This is a genomic window from Nonomuraea sp. NPDC050394 (assembly GCF_044459065.1).
Lineage (GTDB): Bacteria > Actinomycetota > Actinomycetes > Streptosporangiales > Streptosporangiaceae > Nonomuraea.
Genome location: NZ_JBITIO010000001.1, coordinates 1,093,066 through 1,111,042 on the forward strand (window position 1 = coordinate 1,093,066; position 17,977 = coordinate 1,111,042).

The 17,977-nt window shown below is 71.7% G+C and carries 20 protein-coding genes; 11 read left to right on the top strand and 9 right to left on the bottom strand.

Annotated features, from left to right (window positions below; all coding sequences use genetic code 11):
• Positions 1 to 35: 35 nt before the first annotated feature.
• Positions 36 to 491 (top strand): MarR family winged helix-turn-helix transcriptional regulator, encoded by a 456-nt coding sequence (locus ACIBKY_RS05500; RefSeq protein WP_397094633.1) that lies wholly within the window; start codon positions 36 to 38, stop codon positions 489 to 491.
• 184 nt (positions 492 to 675) lie between these two features.
• On the opposite strand, the gene ACIBKY_RS05505 is transcribed toward ACIBKY_RS05500, so the two are convergent.
• A complete protein-coding gene (locus tag ACIBKY_RS05505; RefSeq protein ID WP_397094634.1) occupies positions 676 to 2,199 on the bottom strand; it encodes a beta-N-acetylhexosaminidase in 1,524 nt (507 codons plus the stop codon).
• A 96-nt stretch (positions 2,200 to 2,295) separates the two neighbouring features.
• Between ACIBKY_RS05505 and ACIBKY_RS05510 the strand changes: the two genes are divergently transcribed.
• Positions 2,296 to 2,643 (top strand): DUF1801 domain-containing protein, encoded by a 348-nt coding sequence (locus ACIBKY_RS05510; protein WP_397094636.1) that lies wholly within the window; start codon positions 2,296 to 2,298, stop codon positions 2,641 to 2,643.
• 61 nt (positions 2,644 to 2,704) lie between these two features.
• On the top strand, positions 2,705 to 3,331 hold the full coding sequence (locus ACIBKY_RS05515) for a S1 family peptidase (RefSeq protein ID WP_397094637.1): 627 nt from the start codon (positions 2,705 to 2,707) through the stop codon (positions 3,329 to 3,331).
• Here the strand turns inward: ACIBKY_RS05515 and ACIBKY_RS05520 are convergent.
• The 3 genes from ACIBKY_RS05520 to ACIBKY_RS05530 form a co-directional block, all read right to left on the bottom strand.
• Positions 3,285 to 4,109 carry an ion transporter gene (locus tag ACIBKY_RS05520; protein WP_397094638.1) on the bottom strand — a complete coding sequence of 275 codons (825 nt, stop codon included), beginning with the start codon at positions 4,107 to 4,109 and terminating at the stop codon, positions 3,285 to 3,287. The genes ACIBKY_RS05515 and ACIBKY_RS05520 overlap by 47 nt on opposite strands.
• 150 nt (positions 4,110 to 4,259) lie before the next feature.
• Complete coding sequence (locus ACIBKY_RS05525) at positions 4,260 to 5,450, bottom strand: FAD-dependent oxidoreductase (RefSeq protein WP_397094639.1); 1,191 nt, start codon at positions 5,448 to 5,450, stop codon at positions 4,260 to 4,262.
• Positions 5,451 to 5,456: 6 nt separating this feature from the next.
• On the bottom strand, positions 5,457 to 6,008 hold the full coding sequence (locus tag ACIBKY_RS05530; protein ID WP_397094640.1) for a TetR/AcrR family transcriptional regulator: 552 nt from the start codon (positions 6,006 to 6,008) through the stop codon (positions 5,457 to 5,459).
• A 193-nt stretch (positions 6,009 to 6,201) separates the two neighbouring features.
• On the opposite strand from ACIBKY_RS05530, the gene ACIBKY_RS05535 reads away from it, so the two are divergent.
• The 7 genes from ACIBKY_RS05535 (at position 6,202) to ACIBKY_RS05565 (ending at position 12,495) form a co-directional block, all read left to right on the top strand.
• Positions 6,202 to 7,041 (top strand): geranyl diphosphate 2-C-methyltransferase, encoded by an 840-nt coding sequence (locus ACIBKY_RS05535; protein WP_397094641.1) that lies wholly within the window; start codon positions 6,202 to 6,204, stop codon positions 7,039 to 7,041.
• Between the two features lie 24 nt (positions 7,042 to 7,065).
• Complete coding sequence (locus tag ACIBKY_RS05540) at positions 7,066 to 8,211, top strand: family 2 encapsulin nanocompartment cargo protein terpene cyclase (protein WP_397094643.1); 1,146 nt, start codon at positions 7,066 to 7,068, stop codon at positions 8,209 to 8,211.
• Between the two features lie 153 nt (positions 8,212 to 8,364).
• Positions 8,365 to 8,940 carry a biotin transporter BioY gene (locus ACIBKY_RS05545; RefSeq protein WP_397094644.1) on the top strand — a complete coding sequence of 192 codons (576 nt, stop codon included), beginning with the start codon at positions 8,365 to 8,367 and terminating at the stop codon, positions 8,938 to 8,940.
• The gene (locus ACIBKY_RS05550) at positions 8,931 to 10,154 is read left to right on the top strand and encodes a class I adenylate-forming enzyme family protein (RefSeq protein ID WP_397094646.1); all 1,224 of its coding nucleotides are present in this window, start codon (positions 8,931 to 8,933) and stop codon (positions 10,152 to 10,154) included. The genes ACIBKY_RS05545 and ACIBKY_RS05550 overlap by 10 nt, the downstream gene beginning before the upstream one ends.
• Positions 10,151 to 11,272 carry a thiolase family protein gene (locus tag ACIBKY_RS05555; protein WP_397094648.1) on the top strand — a complete coding sequence of 374 codons (1,122 nt, stop codon included), beginning with the start codon at positions 10,151 to 10,153 and terminating at the stop codon, positions 11,270 to 11,272. The genes ACIBKY_RS05550 and ACIBKY_RS05555 overlap by 4 nt, the downstream gene beginning before the upstream one ends.
• On the top strand, positions 11,273 to 11,947 hold the full coding sequence (locus tag ACIBKY_RS05560) for an energy-coupling factor ABC transporter ATP-binding protein (protein WP_397094649.1): 675 nt from the start codon (positions 11,273 to 11,275) through the stop codon (positions 11,945 to 11,947).
• Positions 11,944 to 12,495, top strand: a complete 552-nt coding sequence (locus ACIBKY_RS05565; protein ID WP_397094651.1) for an energy-coupling factor transporter transmembrane component T family protein — start codon at positions 11,944 to 11,946, stop codon at positions 12,493 to 12,495. The genes ACIBKY_RS05560 and ACIBKY_RS05565 overlap by 4 nt, the downstream gene beginning before the upstream one ends.
• A gap of 4 nt (positions 12,496 to 12,499) precedes the next feature.
• On the opposite strand, the gene ACIBKY_RS05570 is transcribed toward ACIBKY_RS05565, so the two are convergent.
• The 3 genes from ACIBKY_RS05570 to ACIBKY_RS05580 all read right to left on the bottom strand — a co-directional run bounded on the left by ACIBKY_RS05570 (position 12,500) and on the right by ACIBKY_RS05580 (position 15,351).
• Positions 12,500 to 13,837, bottom strand: coding sequence for a sensor histidine kinase (locus ACIBKY_RS05570; RefSeq protein WP_397094652.1), 1,338 nt, complete (start codon positions 13,835 to 13,837; stop codon positions 12,500 to 12,502).
• A 69-nt stretch (positions 13,838 to 13,906) separates the two neighbouring features.
• Positions 13,907 to 14,449, bottom strand: a complete 543-nt coding sequence (locus tag ACIBKY_RS05575) for a dihydrofolate reductase family protein (protein ID WP_397094654.1) — start codon at positions 14,447 to 14,449, stop codon at positions 13,907 to 13,909.
• A gap of 98 nt (positions 14,450 to 14,547) precedes the next feature.
• Positions 14,548 to 15,351: an alpha/beta fold hydrolase gene (locus tag ACIBKY_RS05580; protein WP_397094655.1), complete on the bottom strand. Its 804-nt coding sequence runs from the start codon at positions 15,349 to 15,351 to the stop codon at positions 14,548 to 14,550.
• 74 nt (positions 15,352 to 15,425) lie between these two features.
• On the opposite strand from ACIBKY_RS05580, the gene ACIBKY_RS05585 reads away from it, so the two are divergent.
• Positions 15,426 to 16,058 (top strand): TetR/AcrR family transcriptional regulator, encoded by a 633-nt coding sequence (locus ACIBKY_RS05585; RefSeq protein ID WP_397094656.1) that lies wholly within the window; start codon positions 15,426 to 15,428, stop codon positions 16,056 to 16,058.
• Between the two features lie 36 nt (positions 16,059 to 16,094).
• On the opposite strand, the gene ACIBKY_RS05590 is transcribed toward ACIBKY_RS05585, so the two are convergent.
• Both ACIBKY_RS05590 and ACIBKY_RS05595 read right to left on the bottom strand, forming a co-directional pair.
• Positions 16,095 to 16,901, bottom strand: a complete 807-nt coding sequence (locus ACIBKY_RS05590; protein WP_397094658.1) for a family 1 encapsulin nanocompartment shell protein — start codon at positions 16,899 to 16,901, stop codon at positions 16,095 to 16,097.
• Positions 16,898 to 17,887: a Dyp-type peroxidase gene (locus tag ACIBKY_RS05595; RefSeq protein WP_397094659.1), complete on the bottom strand. Its 990-nt coding sequence runs from the start codon at positions 17,885 to 17,887 to the stop codon at positions 16,898 to 16,900. The genes ACIBKY_RS05590 and ACIBKY_RS05595 overlap by 4 nt, the downstream gene beginning before the upstream one ends.
• Positions 17,888 to 17,977 lie beyond the last annotated feature (90 nt).

Below are 17,977 nucleotides of genomic sequence, written 5' to 3' on the forward strand. Positions count from 1 at the left end.
CATGAGAATGACAACTCAGGTGTCATTATGGTGGGGTGAGTGAGACAGAGAGGGCCGAGCGGCTCGTGGCGGTGTTCGACCTCGTCGGCCCGCTGTACCGGCGGGCCTGGCGCCAGGTGGAGCAGGACGCGCCCGTCGAAGGGCTGACGGTGGGGCTGCGGGCCGTGCTCAGCATGCTCAGGCGGAACGGCCCGGCGACCGTCCCCCAGCTCGGCAGGACGCTGGCACTCAGCCGCCAGTTCGTCCAGCGCACCATCAACGACGGCGCCGCTCTCGGTCTGGTCGAGTCCGTGCCCAACCCGGCGCACAAGAAGTCCTCGCTCATCCGGCTCACCGGGCGGGGCGCCGCCGCCGTCGACGCCCTGGTCGGCCGCGAGCGCGCGGTCCTGCGCGAGGTGGGCCGCGACCTCACCGACGACGACGTCGAAGCATGCGTCCGCGTCCTCGCCCGCCTCCTGCACCACCTCGACGAGGCGGTCCCGCCCCACTGACACCCCGCACCCCATCACCCAGCCGACACCGCGGCGCATCACCCCCCGGCCGCCGCCCCCTCGCCCTCCGGCCGCCCGATCCTCGCCCTCTGGCCGCTGCCCAGTTGCGCCTGGGTGCCCGGCGTGGCGGCGGGTGGTGGAGAGTGGCGGTCGTGGTCTGTGCTGTGGCTTGTGTGTGGGGTGGTTATTTGGCCATGTGCCAGGTCTTGCGGGGTTTGTTGTGCATGCGGCCGGGGATTCCGGGGCGTCGCTGCCAGGGGAGCGGGCCGGTTGGTGGGCGGTAGGCGACGCCCAGCGCGTCCAGGCGGGCGTAGTGGGCGGCGCGCATCCGGCGCTCGAAGCCGGCGAAGTCGCGCTCGTCCGGCCCCGGCAGCGGCGACCAGGCCACCTCGGCCAGCGCCGCCAGCCTGGGGAAGGCCTGGTAGTCCACGCGCCCCCGGTTCTCGGCGACCTCGGTCCAGAGGTTGGCCTGGGCGCCGATCACCCGGGCCGCGTGCGGCGTACCGGCCAGGCGGGGTGGCACGGGCTCGAAGCGGTAGACGTCCTCCAGCGTGTGCACCCAGCCGAACGGCACCGGTTCGTCCTCGCCCGCCGCCTGCGCGTGGTCCAGGTACACCTCCTGCTGCGGGCACATCACCACGTCGTGCCCGGCCTCGGCGGCGGCGATGCCACCGGCGTACCAGCGCCAGCACATGACGGCCGCGCCCTCGGCCAGGCCGCCCTGCGCGATCTCGTCCCACCCGATGAGGCGGCGCCCGCGCGCGGCGAGGAACCGGTCGAAGTGCCGCACGATCCAGGACTGCAGCTCGTCCTCCCCGGCCAGCCCGAGCTCCCTGACGCGCGCCTGGGCCGTGGCCGACGCGCGCCACTGGTCCTTGACGCACTCGTCGCCGCCGAGGTGCACGAACCGGCTCGGGAAGATCTCCAGCACCTCGTCGAGAACGTTCTCGTAGAAACGCAGGACGGCGTCGGTGGGGGCCAGCACGTTGGGGTTGATCAGCCAGTCGCCGAGCACCTCCAGGGCGGAGGTGTCGATCACGTCGGTGTTGCCCAGCTCGGGATAGGAGGCGATCGCCGCCTGCGAATGGCCGGGAAGGTCGATCTCGGGGACGACGGTGACGTGGCGCCCGGCCGCGTACGCCACGATCTCCCGCAGATCGTCCTGGGTGTAGAAGCCGCCGTGCGGGCGTTCGTCCCACGTGACCGGCTCGCCCCATCCGATCCGCGTCCGCCGCCGCCACGCCCCGATCTCGGTGAGCCGCGGATAGCGCCGGATCTGGACCCGCCACCCCTGATCATCGGTGAGGTGCAGATGAAGGACATTGAGCTTGTGTACGGCCAGCAGATCGACATACCTCAGCACGTCATCCTTGGGCAGGAAATGCCGGGCGACATCCAGCATGAACCCCCGCCAGGCGAACCGCGGCGCATCCTCGACCACCAGGTACGGAACGTCGGCGGGCACCGCCTCGATCGCCGCCCGCCGGAACGCGTCCGGCCCCCGAAGCTGCCGCAACGTCTGCCGCCCCCAGAACACCCCGGCCGGATCGCCCCCCACGATCTCCGCCCCGAGCGCGGACGTGCTCAGCCGGTACGCCTCCGCCCCGAGCCCCGGATCCACCCGCGTCCGCACGTCCCCGCCCAGCGGCCCTGCCTCGCCCTGCCAGTCGACCCGCACGGGCGCGGGGACTAAGTTCACCTCGGTCACCCGCCCATTGTCCGCCCTGACGGACCGGGCTCCCGCGTTCCCTGTCACATCGTTCGATCGACGCGTAGATGTCAGCAACCTGAAGGGAACACCGAGATGACCGTCAACGACTACTCCGCCAAGCTCGACCAGCCGCTGCGTGAGATCGCGGAGAGGCTCCAGGCCCTGATCGACGCCGCGATGCCCCAGACCGGCGCGGTCTGGCACGGGCACCCGGTCTGGAGCCTCGGGGGCGCGCCCGGCAAGACGCCGGTCGCGTTCTTCAAGGCCTACAAGAACTACGTCACCTTCGGCCTGTGGCGCGGCCAGGAGATCGAGGACCCGTCGGGCCGGCTGACGGCCGCCAACCGGCAGATGGCGGTGGTCAAGATCCAGGGCGCCGAGGAGATCGACGAGGAGCTGTTCGCCTCCTGGATCGGGGCGGCCCGCGCGCTTGAGGCATAACACGGGCGTCATAGCTGGTTGCGCATTGTTGGAGGCGGGCGGCCGCCGTACCGTCGAAGGCATGGCATTACGGAGCATCACCGTGAGCCTTCTGCTGGGCTTGGGGCTCATCAGCGCGCCGGCGGCCTACAGCGTCCGCGGTGGCGACGCGTTCTATGCCGGGCCGACGCGCTGCACGATCGGCGCGTCCGTCCAGGGCGGCTATGTGACCACCGGCGACTGCGGGCCCGCGGGCACCGCCGTGACCGGGCTGAACCGGGTGGCCCAGGGCACCATCCAGGCGGTGGTCTTCCCCGGCAAGAACATGGGCTGGGTCCGGGTGAACGCGAACTGGACTCCACGCGGCGTGGTCAGCGACGGCCGGGGCGGCGAGATCCGGGTCGCCGGCGCGCAGCAGGCGCCGGTCGGGGCCGCGGTCTGCCGGTCGGGCGCGACCACCGGGTGGCGGTGCGGCATCATCCTGCGGCGCAACGCGTCCATCACCTTCCCGCAGGGGACCGTCCACGGGCTGATCGAGACCAACATCTGCGCGGAGCCCGGTGACCGCGGCGGGCCGCTGCTGTGGAACGGGCACATCCAGGGCATCCTGGTCGGCTCCACGGGCAACTGCGCGACCGGCGGGCGTTCGTTCTACCAGCCGATCATCCCGATCCTTCAGACGTTCGGGCTGACGCTCCTGTCGTCGTGAGCTCGCGGGTGACCAGGACGTCCAGTTTGGCGGTCAGGGCGGCGAGTTCTTCTCGCACTGCCTTCAGCTCCTTCTGGGTCTCGGCTTCGGCGGGGGAGGCCTCGGCGTCGTTCATGGCGTTCACCACTACCGCTATGAAGAGATTCAGGGCGACGAACGTGGACATGAGGATGTACGCGATGAAGAAGACCCACGCCCACGGCTTGTGATCCATGACCTCCTGGGCCACGTTGCCCCAGTCGTCACCGGTCATGATCTGGAACAACGTGAACAACGAGCGCGGCAGCTCGTCGAAGCGCTCCGGCATGATCTCGCCGAACAACTTCGTGGAGACGACCGCGGCGATGTAGATCAGCAGGACGAGCAGGCCCATGATGGAGGCCATCCCGGGCACGGCGGCCAGCAGCGCGTGCACCACGCGGCGCATGCTGGGCACCGCAGAGATCAGCCGCAGCGCCCGCAGGATCCGCAGGGCCCGCAGGATCGAGGTCGGACCGCTGGCCGGGATCAAGGAGACGACCACGATGACCGCGTCGAACCAGTTCCATGGGTCCTTGAAGAACGAGCGCCCGTTCGCGTAGAGGCGGGCGGCGATCTCGACCGTGAAGATCGCCAGTGCTATGTGGTCGATCGTGACCAGGACGCCGCCGATGTGGCGCATCAGGTAGGTGCTGGTCTCGCAGCCGATGGTGACCGCGTTGACGATGATGACCAGGATGATCGCCCTTTGGACGACCTGTCGTTCGAGAAAGGCGCGCACCTGCGCTCGCCTTGTCACCTGTACCGCTCCAGGGGGTAGGAAGACTGCCACGAAGATCATCCCAGGGGAGATCCGGCAGTGTCCGGAAATCAGGCGATATGCGGGTTGGCAGTCTTCACGCCTCAATAGCGCGTGCGAAACGCCCCAGCAGCGCGCGTGTGAAACGGCTCAGGATCGGATGTGCTCCGGTCGTACGCCCAGCCCGACGAAGCGGCCCATCAGGTGGCGCAACGGCGGCAGGGACCGGAACAGCGAGAAGACCGCGGGCACGTGCTCCGTGGTGTCGTCCGACAGCCGCCTGGGATACAGGTCGCGCAGGATCGTCGTCTGGAACGCCTGCGTGACCCTGGCCGGGAACTGCCTGCGTGCCTGCACCGCCGCCAGCACCCGCTCGGGGGGCGGCCCGGAACGGCGCAGCGCGGGACCGACCAGGTTGGCGGTCGCCACCGCGTCCTGCACGGCCAGGTTGATGCCGACGCCGCCGGCCGGCGACATCGCGTGGGCCGCGTCGCCGATGCACAGCAGGCCGGGCCGGTGCCAGCGGCGCAGCCGGTCGACCCGGACGGCCAGGTGGTGCACCTCGCTCCAGCCGATCTCCCCGACCCGCTCGCGCAGGCCGGGGACGAAGGCCGCGATCCGCTCGTGGAAGGCCGTCAGTCCGCTCGCCTGGAGCCGCTCGTACGCGCCGGTCGGGATCGTGTAGGCGAACTGCCAGAAATCGCCCCGGTCGATGGCGACCAGCGAGCCCCTCCCACCTTGGAAGAACGGCACCCGCTCACCCTCCCGCCGAGGCAGGCGGAACCACAGCACGTCCATGGGCGGCGAGCCCGCCAGGGGCCGCAGCCCGGCCTGGGCGCGCAGTACGGAGTGCCGGCCGTCGGCGGCGACCACCAGGTCCGCCCTGATCTCGATCGGACCCTCCTCACCCGTGGCCCGCAGACCGGCGACCCGGCCGTCCTCGACGATCAGGCCGGTCGCCTCCGTGGGCCGCATCAGCCGGAAACCGGGATAGGAGGCGGCTTTGCCGTACAGGAAGTCGAGAAGGTCCCACTGCGGCATGAACGCGATGTACGGGTGGCGCACCTTCAGCCGGGTGAAGTCGGCGAAGGTGACGCTCTGGCCGCCCATGCGTACCGCCACCTCGCTCATCTTGTTGTGCGGCAGTTTCAGGAACTCGCCGCTCCAGCCGAGCTCGGCGATGATCTCCAGCGTCGACGGGTGGACGGTGTCGCCGCGGAAGTCGCGCAGGAAGTCGGCGTGCTTCTCCAGCACGACCACCTCGACTCCCCGGCGGGCCAGCAGCAGTCCGGTCATCATGCCGGCGGGCCCGCCGCCGGCGACGAGCACTCTGGTACGCACGTCGTGTCACCTTCCCGTGGGGTAGAGCAGGCCGACCAGGGCGGGGACGTCGATCGGCGAGCCTGTGGCCCGGCTGACCGCCACCGCCGCGAACAGCGTCTTGGCGGCGGTCCCGGTGTCGTGCGGCGGCAGCTCGCCCGCCGCGACCCGGTCCGCCAGGAACGCGCCGATGAGCCGCTGCCCCTCGCCGGTCAGCTCGGCCAGCGCGGCGCGGGCGCGGGTGGCGCCGAAGAAGACCGCCACCAGCTCGGCGTTGCCCGCCAGCAGCCCGTCGAAGGCGGTGAGCAGCTCGGTCAGGACCTCCCTGGCCGGCCGCCCCGGGTGGCCGGCGGTCAGGAGCTCGCGCAGGCGCGTCATGAACCCGCGCTCCCGCAGAAGCGTCTCGACCAGCGCCTCCTTGCTGTCGAAGTACCGGTAGAGCAGCCCCGGCGTCACGCCCGCCGCCTCGGCGAGGTCCTTGACCGACGCCCCGTCCACGCCCTTGGCGGCGAACACCCGCAACGCCGCGTCGAGCAGCTGCTCACGCCGCCACTCCGCCTGTTCCCTGCGCGTCGCCATGATCTCCACATTTCATTGAATAAACGTTTACTCAACCAAATCTAGACGATCCGGTACGGCCCTGGCAAGCCGCACCTCGTTCCCTCCACCCGCCGGGAAGAAACGGTGGTTCCGGAGACCGGAACGCCACATTTCACTTTCGGTAGCCGGGAGATAACTTCGCGTCGCACTCCTTCTCAGAAAGGCAGGCTTCATGTCCGTGGTCATCACCAGCCCCTACCAGCACTCCGTGGCCGACTACTGGAACCGCGAGAAGAACGCCGTCAACCTCCGCCTCGGCGAGGTCTCCGGCACCTACCACCACCACTACGGCATCGGCGCCGTCGACTGGTCCGTGCTGGACGAGCCGGAGGAGACCCGCGAAGAGCGGATGATCGCCGAGATGCACCGGCTCGAGACCGCACAGGCCGTACTGCTGCTCGACCACCTCGGCCAGGTCCAGCCCACCGACCGGCTGCTCGACGCCGGATCGGGCCGCGGCGGCAGCAGCTTCATGGCGCACGAACGCTTCGGCTGCCGCGTGGACGGCGTCTCGATCTCGCAGAAGCAGGTCGACTTCGCCAACGAGCAGGCCCGCCTGCGCGGCGTGCAGGACAAGGTGGAGTTCCACTTTCGCAACATGCTGCAGACCGGCCTCGAACCCGGCAGCCTGAAGGGCATCTGGAACAACGAGAGCACGATGTACGTCAACCTCTCCAAGTTGTTCGCCGCCCACTCCCAGCTGCTCGCGCCCGGCGGCCGCTACGTGACCATCACCGGCTGCTACAACGACGTGTACGGGCTGCCCTCCAAGGCCGTCAGCGAGATCAACGCCCACTACGTCTGCGACATCCACCCGCGCAGCGCCTACTTCAAGGCCATGGCCGACAACCACCTCGTGCCCATCAACGTGATCGACCTGACCGAGGCGACCATCCCCTACTGGGAGCTGCGCGCGCGCTCTTCCGTGGTCACCGGCATCGAGGACGCGTTCCTGACGGCGTACAAGGACGGCAGCTTCCAGTACCTGCTCATCGCCGCCGACCGCGTCTGACCTCAGCCCAGCGAAAGGAACGTCATGCCCAACCCCTCCGCGTTCCTGCCCGGACCCACCGGGCTCGGCACCTCCGCCGCCCGCCTGTTCGCCCAACCGGCGGGCGGCCCCGCCGTACCGCAGGACCTCGGGTGTGTGCCGGGTCCACGCACCGTCAGACAGCCGCCGCTGGTGTTCACGCAGCGGCCCTGGGCCGACGGGAGCATGCCCGCGCTCTACTGCCCGCTCGCCGTGCGCGTGGACCACGCGCTCGGCGAGGTGGTCAACGAGCGGCTGGTGGAGTGGGCGGAGAAGATCGGCCTGCACGAGGGGCGCATCGAGACGTTCCGGCAGACCGGCTTCGGCCACCTGGTCACCCTCGCCCACCCCGACGTCGACGACCCCGACCGGCTGCTGCTGGCCGGGCAGATGAACGCCGCCTGGTGGGCCTGCGACGACTACTACGCCGACGAGACCGAACTCGGCGCCGACCCCGAACTGCTGGCCGGCCGGCTGGCCCTGGCGATGTCGGCCATGGACGCGCCGCCGCCGGCCGACGAGTTCGGCGAAGAGCTGGAGGCGCAGCTCAAGAGCGACCCGGTGCTGGTCTCACTGACCTCGGCCCGCGAGCACGTGGCCGTGCACTCGACGCCGTCGCAGCTCGCCCGCGTCAACCTGACGTCCTTCCAGATGTGGGTCAGCTGGAACGCCTACGGCGCCTGGCGGCAGAGTGGCCAACCCGTGGAGGCCTGGCGCTACCTGGCCGCCCGCCAGCACGACAGCTTCTACACCTCGATGACCCTGTCCGACATCGTGGGCGGCTACGAGGTGCCGGGCAACCTCTTCTACGAGGAGCGCGTGCACCGCGCCGCCATGCGGGCGGGCACCGCCGCCGTCATCGTCAACGACCTGCACTCGGCGCTCCGCGAGGCCGCCGACGAGCTGCCCGACTGCAACATCGTGCTGCTGGCGGCCGCCGAGCGCGGCTGCACCCTGCGCGAGGCGGCGGAACGCGCCGTCGCCCTGCACAACGACATCGTCGCGGCCTTCGAGGCCGACTGCGACGAGCTGCGGGCCGTACCCTCGCCCGAACTCCACCACTTCCTGTGGGCGCTCGGCGGCTGGCTGGGCGGCGGCCTCGAATGGCACGGCACCACCAACCGCTACACCACTACAGAACCCGCGGAGTAGTGGGCCGGCAGGGGTGGGAGGGTGGCAGGGGCATTGACCGGCTTCTTCTAGAGTCTGGGTGGCGCGCCACGACGACCCCACCGGTTCCTCGGGGTGGATCTTGTCGTATACCTCCATACCTGGATCGCCGGAATGTGATGTGGGATCGATGTCATGAAGAACGCGGGAGACCTGGCGAGGGTGAGCGTGTTCGCCGCGCTCATCGCCGTGCTCGGACTACCGGGCACGCTCAACGTTTTCGGCAACGCCGTGCCGATCACCCTGCAGACCTTCGGCGTCATGCTCGCCGGTGCCATTCTGGGTACCTGGCGGGCGGCGCTGGCGGTGACCGTGCTGCTCGTGCTCGTCGCGGTCGGCCTGCCGCTACTGGCGGGCGGGCGGGGCGGGCTGGGGGTGTTCGCCGCCGCCTCGGCCGGCTACCTGATCGGCTGGATCCCGGGCGCCGCCGTCACCGGCTGGATCGTGCAGCGCGGCGGGCGCAACCCGGGCATCGTACGGCTGCTGCTGGCCTGCGTCGCGGGCGGCATCGGGGTGATCTACCTGTGCGGCGTACCCGTGCAGGCGCTGGTCACCGGCATCCCCCTGGGGAAGACGATGCTGCTCAGCACGGTGTTCCTGCCCGGCGACCTGATCAAGGCGGTGCTCGCCGCCTTCGTCGCCAGGGGCGTCCAGCGGGCCTACCCCGACGCCGTGCCGGCCACCTGGCAGGAGCGGCACACGTGGCGGTAGCGGCACACGTCCTGGAGCACGCCGCGCGCGATCCCGGCCGGGTCGCGCTCGTCGGCCCGGAGGAGGAGGTCACCTACGCGGAACTGGCCGGGCGAATCAAGGCATGGGACGTGCGCGCCACCGCCGGTCCCGCCGTGATCAGCGTGAAGGACCCGGTGGCCGCCCTCACCAGGGCGCTCGCCGCCGACCTGGCCGGGATCACGCCGCTGGTCTGCGACGACCGCGCCGCCCGCCTGCTGGCGGACCTCCCACCCGCTCCTCTGGCCGAGGGCGGGTGGGCCTGTTTCACCTCCGGCAGCACCGGACGGCCGCGCGCGGTGGTCCGTACGCGGGCCTCCTGGACCGGCTCCTTCCGGCACCTCGACCGCCTATCCGGCATCGGCGCGGAAGACGTGGTGCTGATCCCGGGTCCGCTCATCACCTCCCTGTACGCCTTCGCCGCCGCCCACGCCCTGGGCACCGGCGCTACGGCGATCGTCCCCGGCCGGTGGTCCCTGGAGCACCTGGACGCCGCCACCGCGGTCCACCTGGTACCCCACCAGCTCCAGGAGGTCCTGCCCAAGCCCGCCTCCCTGCGCGTGGCCCTCGTCGGCGGCGCCGCGCTCGACCCCGCCGCCCGCGAACGCGCCCAGGCCGGCGGCCTCCGGGTGCTGTCCTACTACGGGTCGAGCGAGCTCTCCTTCGTCGCCGCCGACGCCGACGGCACCGGCATGCGCGCCTTCCCCGAGGTGGAGATCGAGGTCAGGGCGGGCGAGGTGTGGGTGCGTTCGCCCTGGGTGGCCGACGGTTACCTGGCGGGCGCCGCCGGTCCGCTGCGCCGGGACGCCGGGGGCTGGGCGACGGTCGGCGACCTGGCGGAGCCGTACCGGCCGGGCGGGGTTCTGCGGGTGCGCGGCAGGGGCGACGGCGCGATCCAGACCGGCGGCGCGACCGTCGTGCCCGAGGACGTCGAGGCGGTGCTGCGGCGGGTGCCGGGCGTGGCGGACGCGGTCGTCGTGGGCGCGCCGCACCCCGACCTGGGCGCGCTCGTGTGCGCGGTGGTCGAGGGCCCGGTACGGCGGGCCGACCTGGAAGCCGCCGCCCGCGCCGGACTGGACCGGGTACAACGGCCGAGACGCTGGTACGCGGCCGACACCCTGCCCCGCACCCCCGCCGGCAAACCGGCCAGGGCGCTGATCGCCGAGACGCTGACCGGCTTCGGGAGACTGGTGTGAGGCCGGTGGTGGTGGCCGCCCGGCGTACCCCGATCGGTACGGCGGGCCACGCCTTCAAGACGCTCACCGCCGACCGGCTCGCCGCCCCGGTGCTCGCGGCGGTGCTCGCCGACGTGCGCAAGGCGGGCGGCGGGCACCGGGACGTGGACGACGTGGTGCTCGGCAACTGCATGGGCCCCGGCGGGAACCTGGCCCGCGTCTCGGCGCTGGCCGCCGGGTTCGGGCACGAGGTGCCCGGCCTGACCGTCGACCGGCAGTGCGGCAGTGGCCTGGCCGCGATCCTGCTGGCCGGGCAGGCGGTGACCGCGGGTGAGGCGGAGTTCGTGGTCGCGGGCGGGGCCGAGAGCGCCTCGACCGCTCCGCTGCGCACGCGCCGGGGGGCGGTGCGGCCCTACGATCGGGCGCCCTTCACCCCGGACGGGCACCCGGACCCCGACATGGGACCCGCGGCCGAGGCGCTGGCACACGCCCGCGGCGTCAGCCGCGAGCGTCAGGACGCCTACGCGATCGACAGCCACGCCAAGGCGCTGGCCGGTGACTTCGCGAAAGAGATCGTCGCGGTCGGCGAGCGGGAGACCGACGAGCGGCCGCGCGTCCTGCGGGAGCGGTCGCTGGCCAGGCTGCCGGCGGCGTTCGTGCCCGGCGGCACGGTCACCGCGGGCAACTCCTCGCCGATCAGCGACGGCGCGGCGGCGGTGGCCGTCGCGGACGAGCGGCTGGGGCTGCCGGGTCTGCGGCTGGTCGCCGGTTCTGTCGTGGGATGCGACCCGGAGCTGCCCGGCTGGGGGCCGGTGCCGGCCGTACGGCGGGTGCTGCGGCGGGCGGGGGCCGAACTCGGGCAGGTGGCGGCGGTGGAGATCGTGGAGGCGTTCGCCGCGCAGGTGCTCGCGGTGACCGACGCGCTCGGCCTGGACCCCTTGGGCGCCGACCGCACGCGGGTCTGCGCCGACGGCGGCTCCCTAGCCCTCGGCCATCCGTGGGGGGCCAGCGGCGCGGTCGTGGTCACCCGCCTGTTCCACCGGCTGGTCGGCGCGGGCGCGCCGCGTGGCACGCTGGGGCTGGCGACGGCCGCGGTCGGCGGCGGTCTCGGGGTCGCGGCGTTGTTCGAGGTGGTGTAGATGATCGAGCTGAGCGGCGTCGGCGTACGGCTGGCCGAGCGCGAGGTCCTGGACGGCCTGACGCTGACCCTGCCCGAGCGGCGGATCGGCGTGGCCGGGGCCAACGGCTCCGGCAAGAGCACCTTCGCCCGCCTCCTGAACGGCCTGGCCCTGCCCACCACGGGCACCGTCCGCGTCCTGGGCATGGACACCCGCCGCGAAGCCGCCAAGATCAGGCGCCGGGTCGGCTTCCTGTTCACCGACCCCGACGCGCAGATCGTGATGCCGACGGTGGCCGAGGACGTGGCCTTCTCCCTGCGCCGCAGGGGCCTGCCGAAGGCGGAGGTGGACGCGCTGGTGGAGGAGGTGCTGTCGCGCTACGGCCTGGCCGCCCACGCCGACCACCCCGCGCACCAGCTCTCCGGCGGCCAGAAGCAACTGCTCGCCCTGTGCTCCGTGCTGGTCCTCGAACCCGACATCCTCGTCATGGACGAGCCCACCACCCTGCTCGACCTGCGCAACTCCCGCCAGGTGGCGCGCATCCTGCGTGAGCTGCCCCAGCAGCTCGTGGTCGTCAGCCACGACCTCGCGCTGCTGGCCGACTTCGACCGGGTCCTCGTGCTCGACCAGGGCAAACTCGTCGCCGACGGCCCGCCGGAGGCCGCGCTCGGCCACTACAGGGACCTGATGGCGTGACCGGTCTCAAGCTGCTCGGACTGGCCGCAGGATGCACGGTGCTGGTCCTGCTCCAGACCCCGGCGGCGCTGGCCGGCGCGGCCGCCGTCGTCCTGGTCCTGTACGCGGTGGCCCGGGTGCGCCCGGCGGCGGCCTGGGGCCAGATCCGGCCGGTGCGGTGGTTCGCGCTCGCGCTGTTCGTCACCCAGCTCCTGCTGGCCGACCTGCCAGCCGCGACGGTCACGACGACGCGCGTGGTGCTCATGGTCGCGCTGGCCGGGCTGGTCACGCTCACCACGCCCGCCTCGGTGATGCTCGCCGCCCTGGAGCGCGGGCTCGCGCCGCTGCGGCTGGTGCGGGTGGACCCGTTCCGGGTCTCGCTCATGCTCACGCTCACCCTGCGCAGTGTCCCCCTGCTCACCGACCTCGCGCGCCGGGTCAGGGAGGCGCAGCGGGCGCGCGGGGTGTCGTGGAGCGTGCGGGCCTTCGCCGTACCGCTGGTGGTGAGTGCGCTGCGGCACGCCGACGCGCTCGGCGAGGCCCTCAGCGCCCGCGGCCTGGACGACTGAGCCCCTACGGCGCCAGCGGGAAGACGGCGCGGAACTGCGCGCCGGGCTCGTGATCGGTGATGGCGAGGCTGCCCCCGTGGACCTCGGCGATCTGCCGCGACAGCGCCAGCCCGAGCCCGCTGCCGCCCTGGTCGCGCTCGCGTCCCTCCCGAAGGCGGGTGAAACGCTCGAAGACCCGCTCCCGGTCCTGCGGGGCGATGCCGTTGCCGTCGTCGGTGACGGTCAGCACCACCTCGCCGCCGTCCACGGCGACCGACAGGCCGACGCGCGAGCGGGCGTGGCGCTCGGCGTTGTCGAGCAGGTTCGTCAGCAGCCGGTCGAGCTGGATGGGGGAGCCGTCCACGAAGGCGCCGTCCGCCACGTCCGCGCGCACGCCCGCCCGCCGGGCGGCCTGTGCGCGCGCCAGCTCGCCGAGGTCCACCCGTTTCCTGTCCGGTACGGCTCCCGCGTCCAGCCTGGCCATCAGCAGCAGCTCGTCGATGATCCCCGACAGCCGGTCGACGGCGTCGAGCGAACGGGCTCCCACCTCGGGCCAGTCGGTGTCCGCCGGATCGGCGACGGCCAGCTCCAGCTGGGTGCGCAGCGCGGTGATCGGGCTGCGCAGCTCGTGTGAGGCGTCGCTGACGAAGTGGCGCTGGGTCTCGGCGGAGCGTTCGAGGCGGGTGAGGGTGTCGTTGGTGGCGGTGGCCAGGGCGGCGATCTCGTCGCCCGTCCCCGGCACGGTCACCCGCCGCCCCAGGTCACCGGCGGTGATGGTGGCGAGCTGGGTGCGGATCCGCTTGACCGGCCGCAGGGCCTGGCCGACGGCGGTCCAGGCGGCCAGGCCCACCATGAACAGCAGCGCGGGCAGGGCGACGGCGAGCGTGAAGTAGAGCAGGCGGATCGCCTGCCGGGTGGCGGAGACGTCCTCGGCGCCGTACACGGTGATCGGGCCGCTGGGGGTGGTGGTGCGCAGGAAGGCGATGTAGTACTCCTCGCTCGCCTCGGGCAGGTCCGGCCGGCCGTAGGTGGTGGTGAGGCGTTCCGGCGGCGGGGTGGGCAGGGCGGCGAACCGGTTCTGGTCGCCGGCCTGCGTCGAGGTGCCGAGGACGGCGCCGTCGGCGGCGATGACCTGAAGGAGGTCGATGCCGGGCGGGGTGGACAGGTCGGCGGGCAGGTCGCCGCGGCGGGCGTCGGCGGCCTGCGCCTGCACGGCCTGGTTCACCCGGGAGGCGAGCTGGGCTTCGAGCGTGCGGGGGATGGTCATGGCGAGGATGGCCGCGGCGGCGCCCAGCGCGATCGCGGCCGCGAACGTGGCGGCCAGCGTCACCCGGCCCCGAACGGAGCGCGGCATGACCTTCATGGGAAGATCGTTGCCGCGACCGGTTCGGGGCAAAGCCAGCAACGCTGCCGAATTCCCCCAAGCGGTGGGCTATGCCTTGGGCTTGTAGACGAGCACCTGCACGCCCGAGCTCAGCGCCGTCGACCTCACGAAGTCCAGGTGGGTGATGTCCAGGCCGTCGAACACCCGCGTGCCCTCACCGCCGATGACCGGCATGACCCAGAGGTGGTACTCGTCGACCAGCTTGTGCTCCAGCAGTGTGCGGTCGAGCTCGCCGGTGCCGTACTTCAGGATGCTCTGGCCGGGCTCCTGCTTCAGCTTGGCGACCGTCTCGGCCACGTCGCCCTCGATGAGGGTGGCGTTCCACTTGGTCTCCTTCAGGGTCCTGGAGGCCACGTACTTGGGCAGGGCGTTGATCCGCACGGCGTACTCGCCCTGGGTGGACTCCATCATCGGCCAGACCTCGGCGAAGCCCTCGTAGGTCTCCCGGCCGAGCAGCAGGGCGTCGGCGCCGAACAGCAGGTCGCGGGCATATCCCTCGTAGCTCTCGTCCCAGTAGGGAGAGCTCCACTTCTCGGGCGAGCTGATGACTCCGTCGATGGTCATGAAGGTGGATTCGATGAGCTTACGCATGTCCGGCGTCCTCTTTCGGGGTTGTTCTTCGTTCGATGAGGTAACTCTGCCGGATCGTTCTTACCGAATCTTTTCGGTCCGCCGTAACTCCGCGGAAGTCAGAGATCCCGGAGGACCTCGCGCAGCCGTACGGCGAAGCCCTCCGCGTCCTCCGTCCAGGCGACATGCCCGCCGGGGAACATCGTGGGCTCGGTGCCGATCGAGGCGGCCAGCGCCCTGGAGGCGCGGTCGCAGAGCTGGCCGGCGGAGTCCTCGCCCAGCCCGACCAGCACGCGGACCGGTCCGTCGCGCAGCGCGGCGACGTCGGGCTCCCAGCGGACGGTGCCGCGCATCATGTGCAGGTAGGAGTAGCGCTCGTCGGCGGCGTACTGGGGGTCGGGCTCGGCGGGGAACATGTGCTCCAGGGCGCCTTCCGGCAGGTGGATGTCGGCGTTCTCGAAGAAGATCGCCCATGCGGTCGCGGTGTCGCCGGCGGCGTAGGCGGCCACCATGTCCTCCATCCGGGCGTCGAGCTTCTCGCGGTCGGGCAGCTGCGTGTAGTGGGGCGGCTCGTGCGCGATCACCGCGCGTACCCGCTCGGGGTGGTCCTGGGCGAGGGCGAGCACGCTCACGGCGCCGCCGCTGCTGCCGAACACGACCGCGGGGCCCGCGTCGACCTCGGCGAGGAGCAGGGAGAGGTCCGCGGCGCGCAGGGCGGGCGTGGAGTCGCGCCCGGGGTCGTCGAGCACGCTGCGGTGGATGCCGCGGGGGTCGGTGGTCAGCACGGTGTACTCGCCGGCCAGCAGGTCGGCCAGCGGCGCGAACGCCCCGGCGTCCATCGGCGCGCCGAACAGGACGACGAGCGGTCCCTGGCCCCGCACCTCGTAGTGCAGCGTGCCGTCGGGGGTCTTCAAGGTAGTCATGTTCGTCTCCTCATCTTCGGTACTGGACGGTACAGTACTCGTCTCTGTACTGGACCGTCCAGTACTATTTCTTCATGGACAACCCCCAGCAGGACGGACGCACCGCCAGGAAGCGTCGCGCGATCGTCGACGCCGCGCGCACCCTCTTCCTGCGCAACGGCTACGCGGGCACCAGCATGGACGAGATCGCCGCGATGGCCGAGGTCTCCAAGCAGACCGTCTACAAGCACTTCGCCGACAAGCAGCGGCTGTTCACCGAGCTGATCACCCTCGACATCTCGCGGATCGAGGTCGAGGTGCACCCGCTCGAAGCCGCCATGCCCGGCACCGACGACCTGGAGCGCGACCTTCGGGAGTACGCCCGCACGCACCTGGCGGTGGTCATGCAGCCGCATCTGCTGCGCATGCGCCGCGTCCTCATCGGCGAGGCGGACCGCTTTCCCGACCTGGCGCGAGCCTGGTACGAGAACGGGCCGGTGCGGTCGAGCGCGCTGTTCGCCGGATGGTTCGAGGCGCTCGGGCGGCGCGGGCTGCTCAACGTGCCTGACCCGCTGCTCGCGGCCCAGCACTTCAACTGGCTGGTGCTGTCGATCCCGCTGAACAGGGCGATGTCCTTGCCGGTCGAGGCGGCGCTCTACGACGAGAAGGAGCTGAACCACTACGCCGACGAGGGCGTGCGCGTCTTTCTGGCCGCCTACGGCAGATGACTGGGCCTGCCGGGCGAGCGGCTCGCCGCCTGCCCGTCAACCCTGGCGCTGGGCGAGCGGGACCGCCGCCTCGCTCGTGAAGGGCAGGAACGTGAACGACTCCTGCAGGTAGAGCTTCACCGTGTCCGCGGTGTGCGACAGGTAGCCGATCGACAGGTCCTCGCCCAGGTGCAGGTCGTAGTCGCCGCCGCGGGTGGTCAGCACCAGCGCGCCGGCCAGCGCGGGCGCCCAGATGATGTCGCCGTCCACCATCCGCTCGATGTGCGAGCGCACCGGGTAGCCGTGGTCGCTGGTCTCGGTGACGCCCGTGTACGCCTCCGGGCCCAGCAGGACCGTGTACGGCCCGTCCACGCCGGCCACCCGCAGCGCACTGAGCGCCTGGGCGATCGCCTCCGGGTAGCCGGTGAACTCGGTGGGCAGCGGGATCGGGCGGTGTGAGCTGGCCGGGACGATGCCGGTGATGCCGGCGGCGCCGTACCCCTGGAAGATCGCGCGGTCCTCGGCGATGGCGAGGGCGGTCGCGGCGTCCTTGGCGGGCTGCCAGTCGGAGTCGCCGGAGCCGCGCTCGACGTCGTCGATCGCCTCACGGCTCAGCTCGAACGGCCGGCGCAACTCCACCAGCGCCGCCACACCCCGCTGCCTGGCCTCGACGCCGTCGCCGGGCGGCTGGATCCCGGTGACGTGGCCGGTGCCGACGGCCGAGCTGCCGGCGCCGGTCGGGCCATGGGTGTCGACCACGCGCCGGCCGGCGAGGTTGCGCTTGAACGTGCGGGCCACCTCCTCCTCGATCTGCGCCCAGGCGGCGTCGGAGATCGGGGCGAGCTCGCGGTGCAGGTTGTTCATGACTGCGGGACTCCTTTGAGGCTGCCGATCTCCAGAGCGCCCGGCGCCTGTGGTTCGGCCAGCCGTTCGAGCAGGTCGGGCGTCGGGACGAAGTAGGTCGAGCCGGTCAGGGCGGTGGAGAAATCCAGGATCCGGTCGTAGTTGCCGGGCGGGTCTCCGGCGAACATGTTCGTGATCATCCGGTCGAGGACGTCCGGAGTCCTGGAGTAGCCGATGAAATAGGTGCCGAACTCGCCGGCCGCCGCGTTGCCGTACGGCATGTTGTCCCGCACGATCTTCAGCTCCCTGCCGTCCTCCTCGATGACGGTCAGCGCGTTGTGGGCCCAGGTCGGCTTGGTCTGGTCGTCCAGCTCGACGTTGGCCAGCTTGGTACGGCCGATGACGCGCTCCTGGTATTCGACGGGCAGCGCGTTCCAGGCGGCCAGGTCGTGCACGTACTTCTGCACGGTGACGTACGTGCCGCCGGCGAACAGCGGGTCCTCCTCGCCGATCAGCACCGAGTCGGCGGCCAGTTCGTCCTCGGGGTTCTCCGTGCCGTCCACGAAGCCGAGCAGGTCCCGGGCGTCGAAGTAGCGGAAGCCGTGCACCTCGTCCACGCTCGACAGCGCCCCCGAGAGCCGGTCCATGACGAGCGCGGCCAGCTCGAAGCAGAGGTCCATGCGCTCGGCCCGCAGGTGCAGCAGCAGGTCGCCGGGCGTGGAGGGCGCGTGGTGGACGCCGCGCACCTCGGGCATCGGGCGCAACATGGCCGGGCGCGGCAGGTCGAACCACCGGTCCCACGCCTCGGCGCCGATGCCGAGCACGCAGGACAGGTTGCCGTCCAGGCTGCGGAAGCCGACCGTGCGCCGCAGCGCCGCCAGGTCGCCGCAGAGCGACCTGACCGCCTCCCGGGCCGCGGCGTCGTGCTTCACCGTCGCCACGGTGAAGACGGCCGCCCTGCTCAACGGCCCCAGAACCGCCTGCAGTCCATGCTGTCGTGAGCTCACCTGACGAACCTTGCCGCCCGGCGGTAAGGCCAACCTCACGGCTCAGCCAACGGAGAGAATGTCAGGTTTCCGCTGGTCTGTGGCGGACAC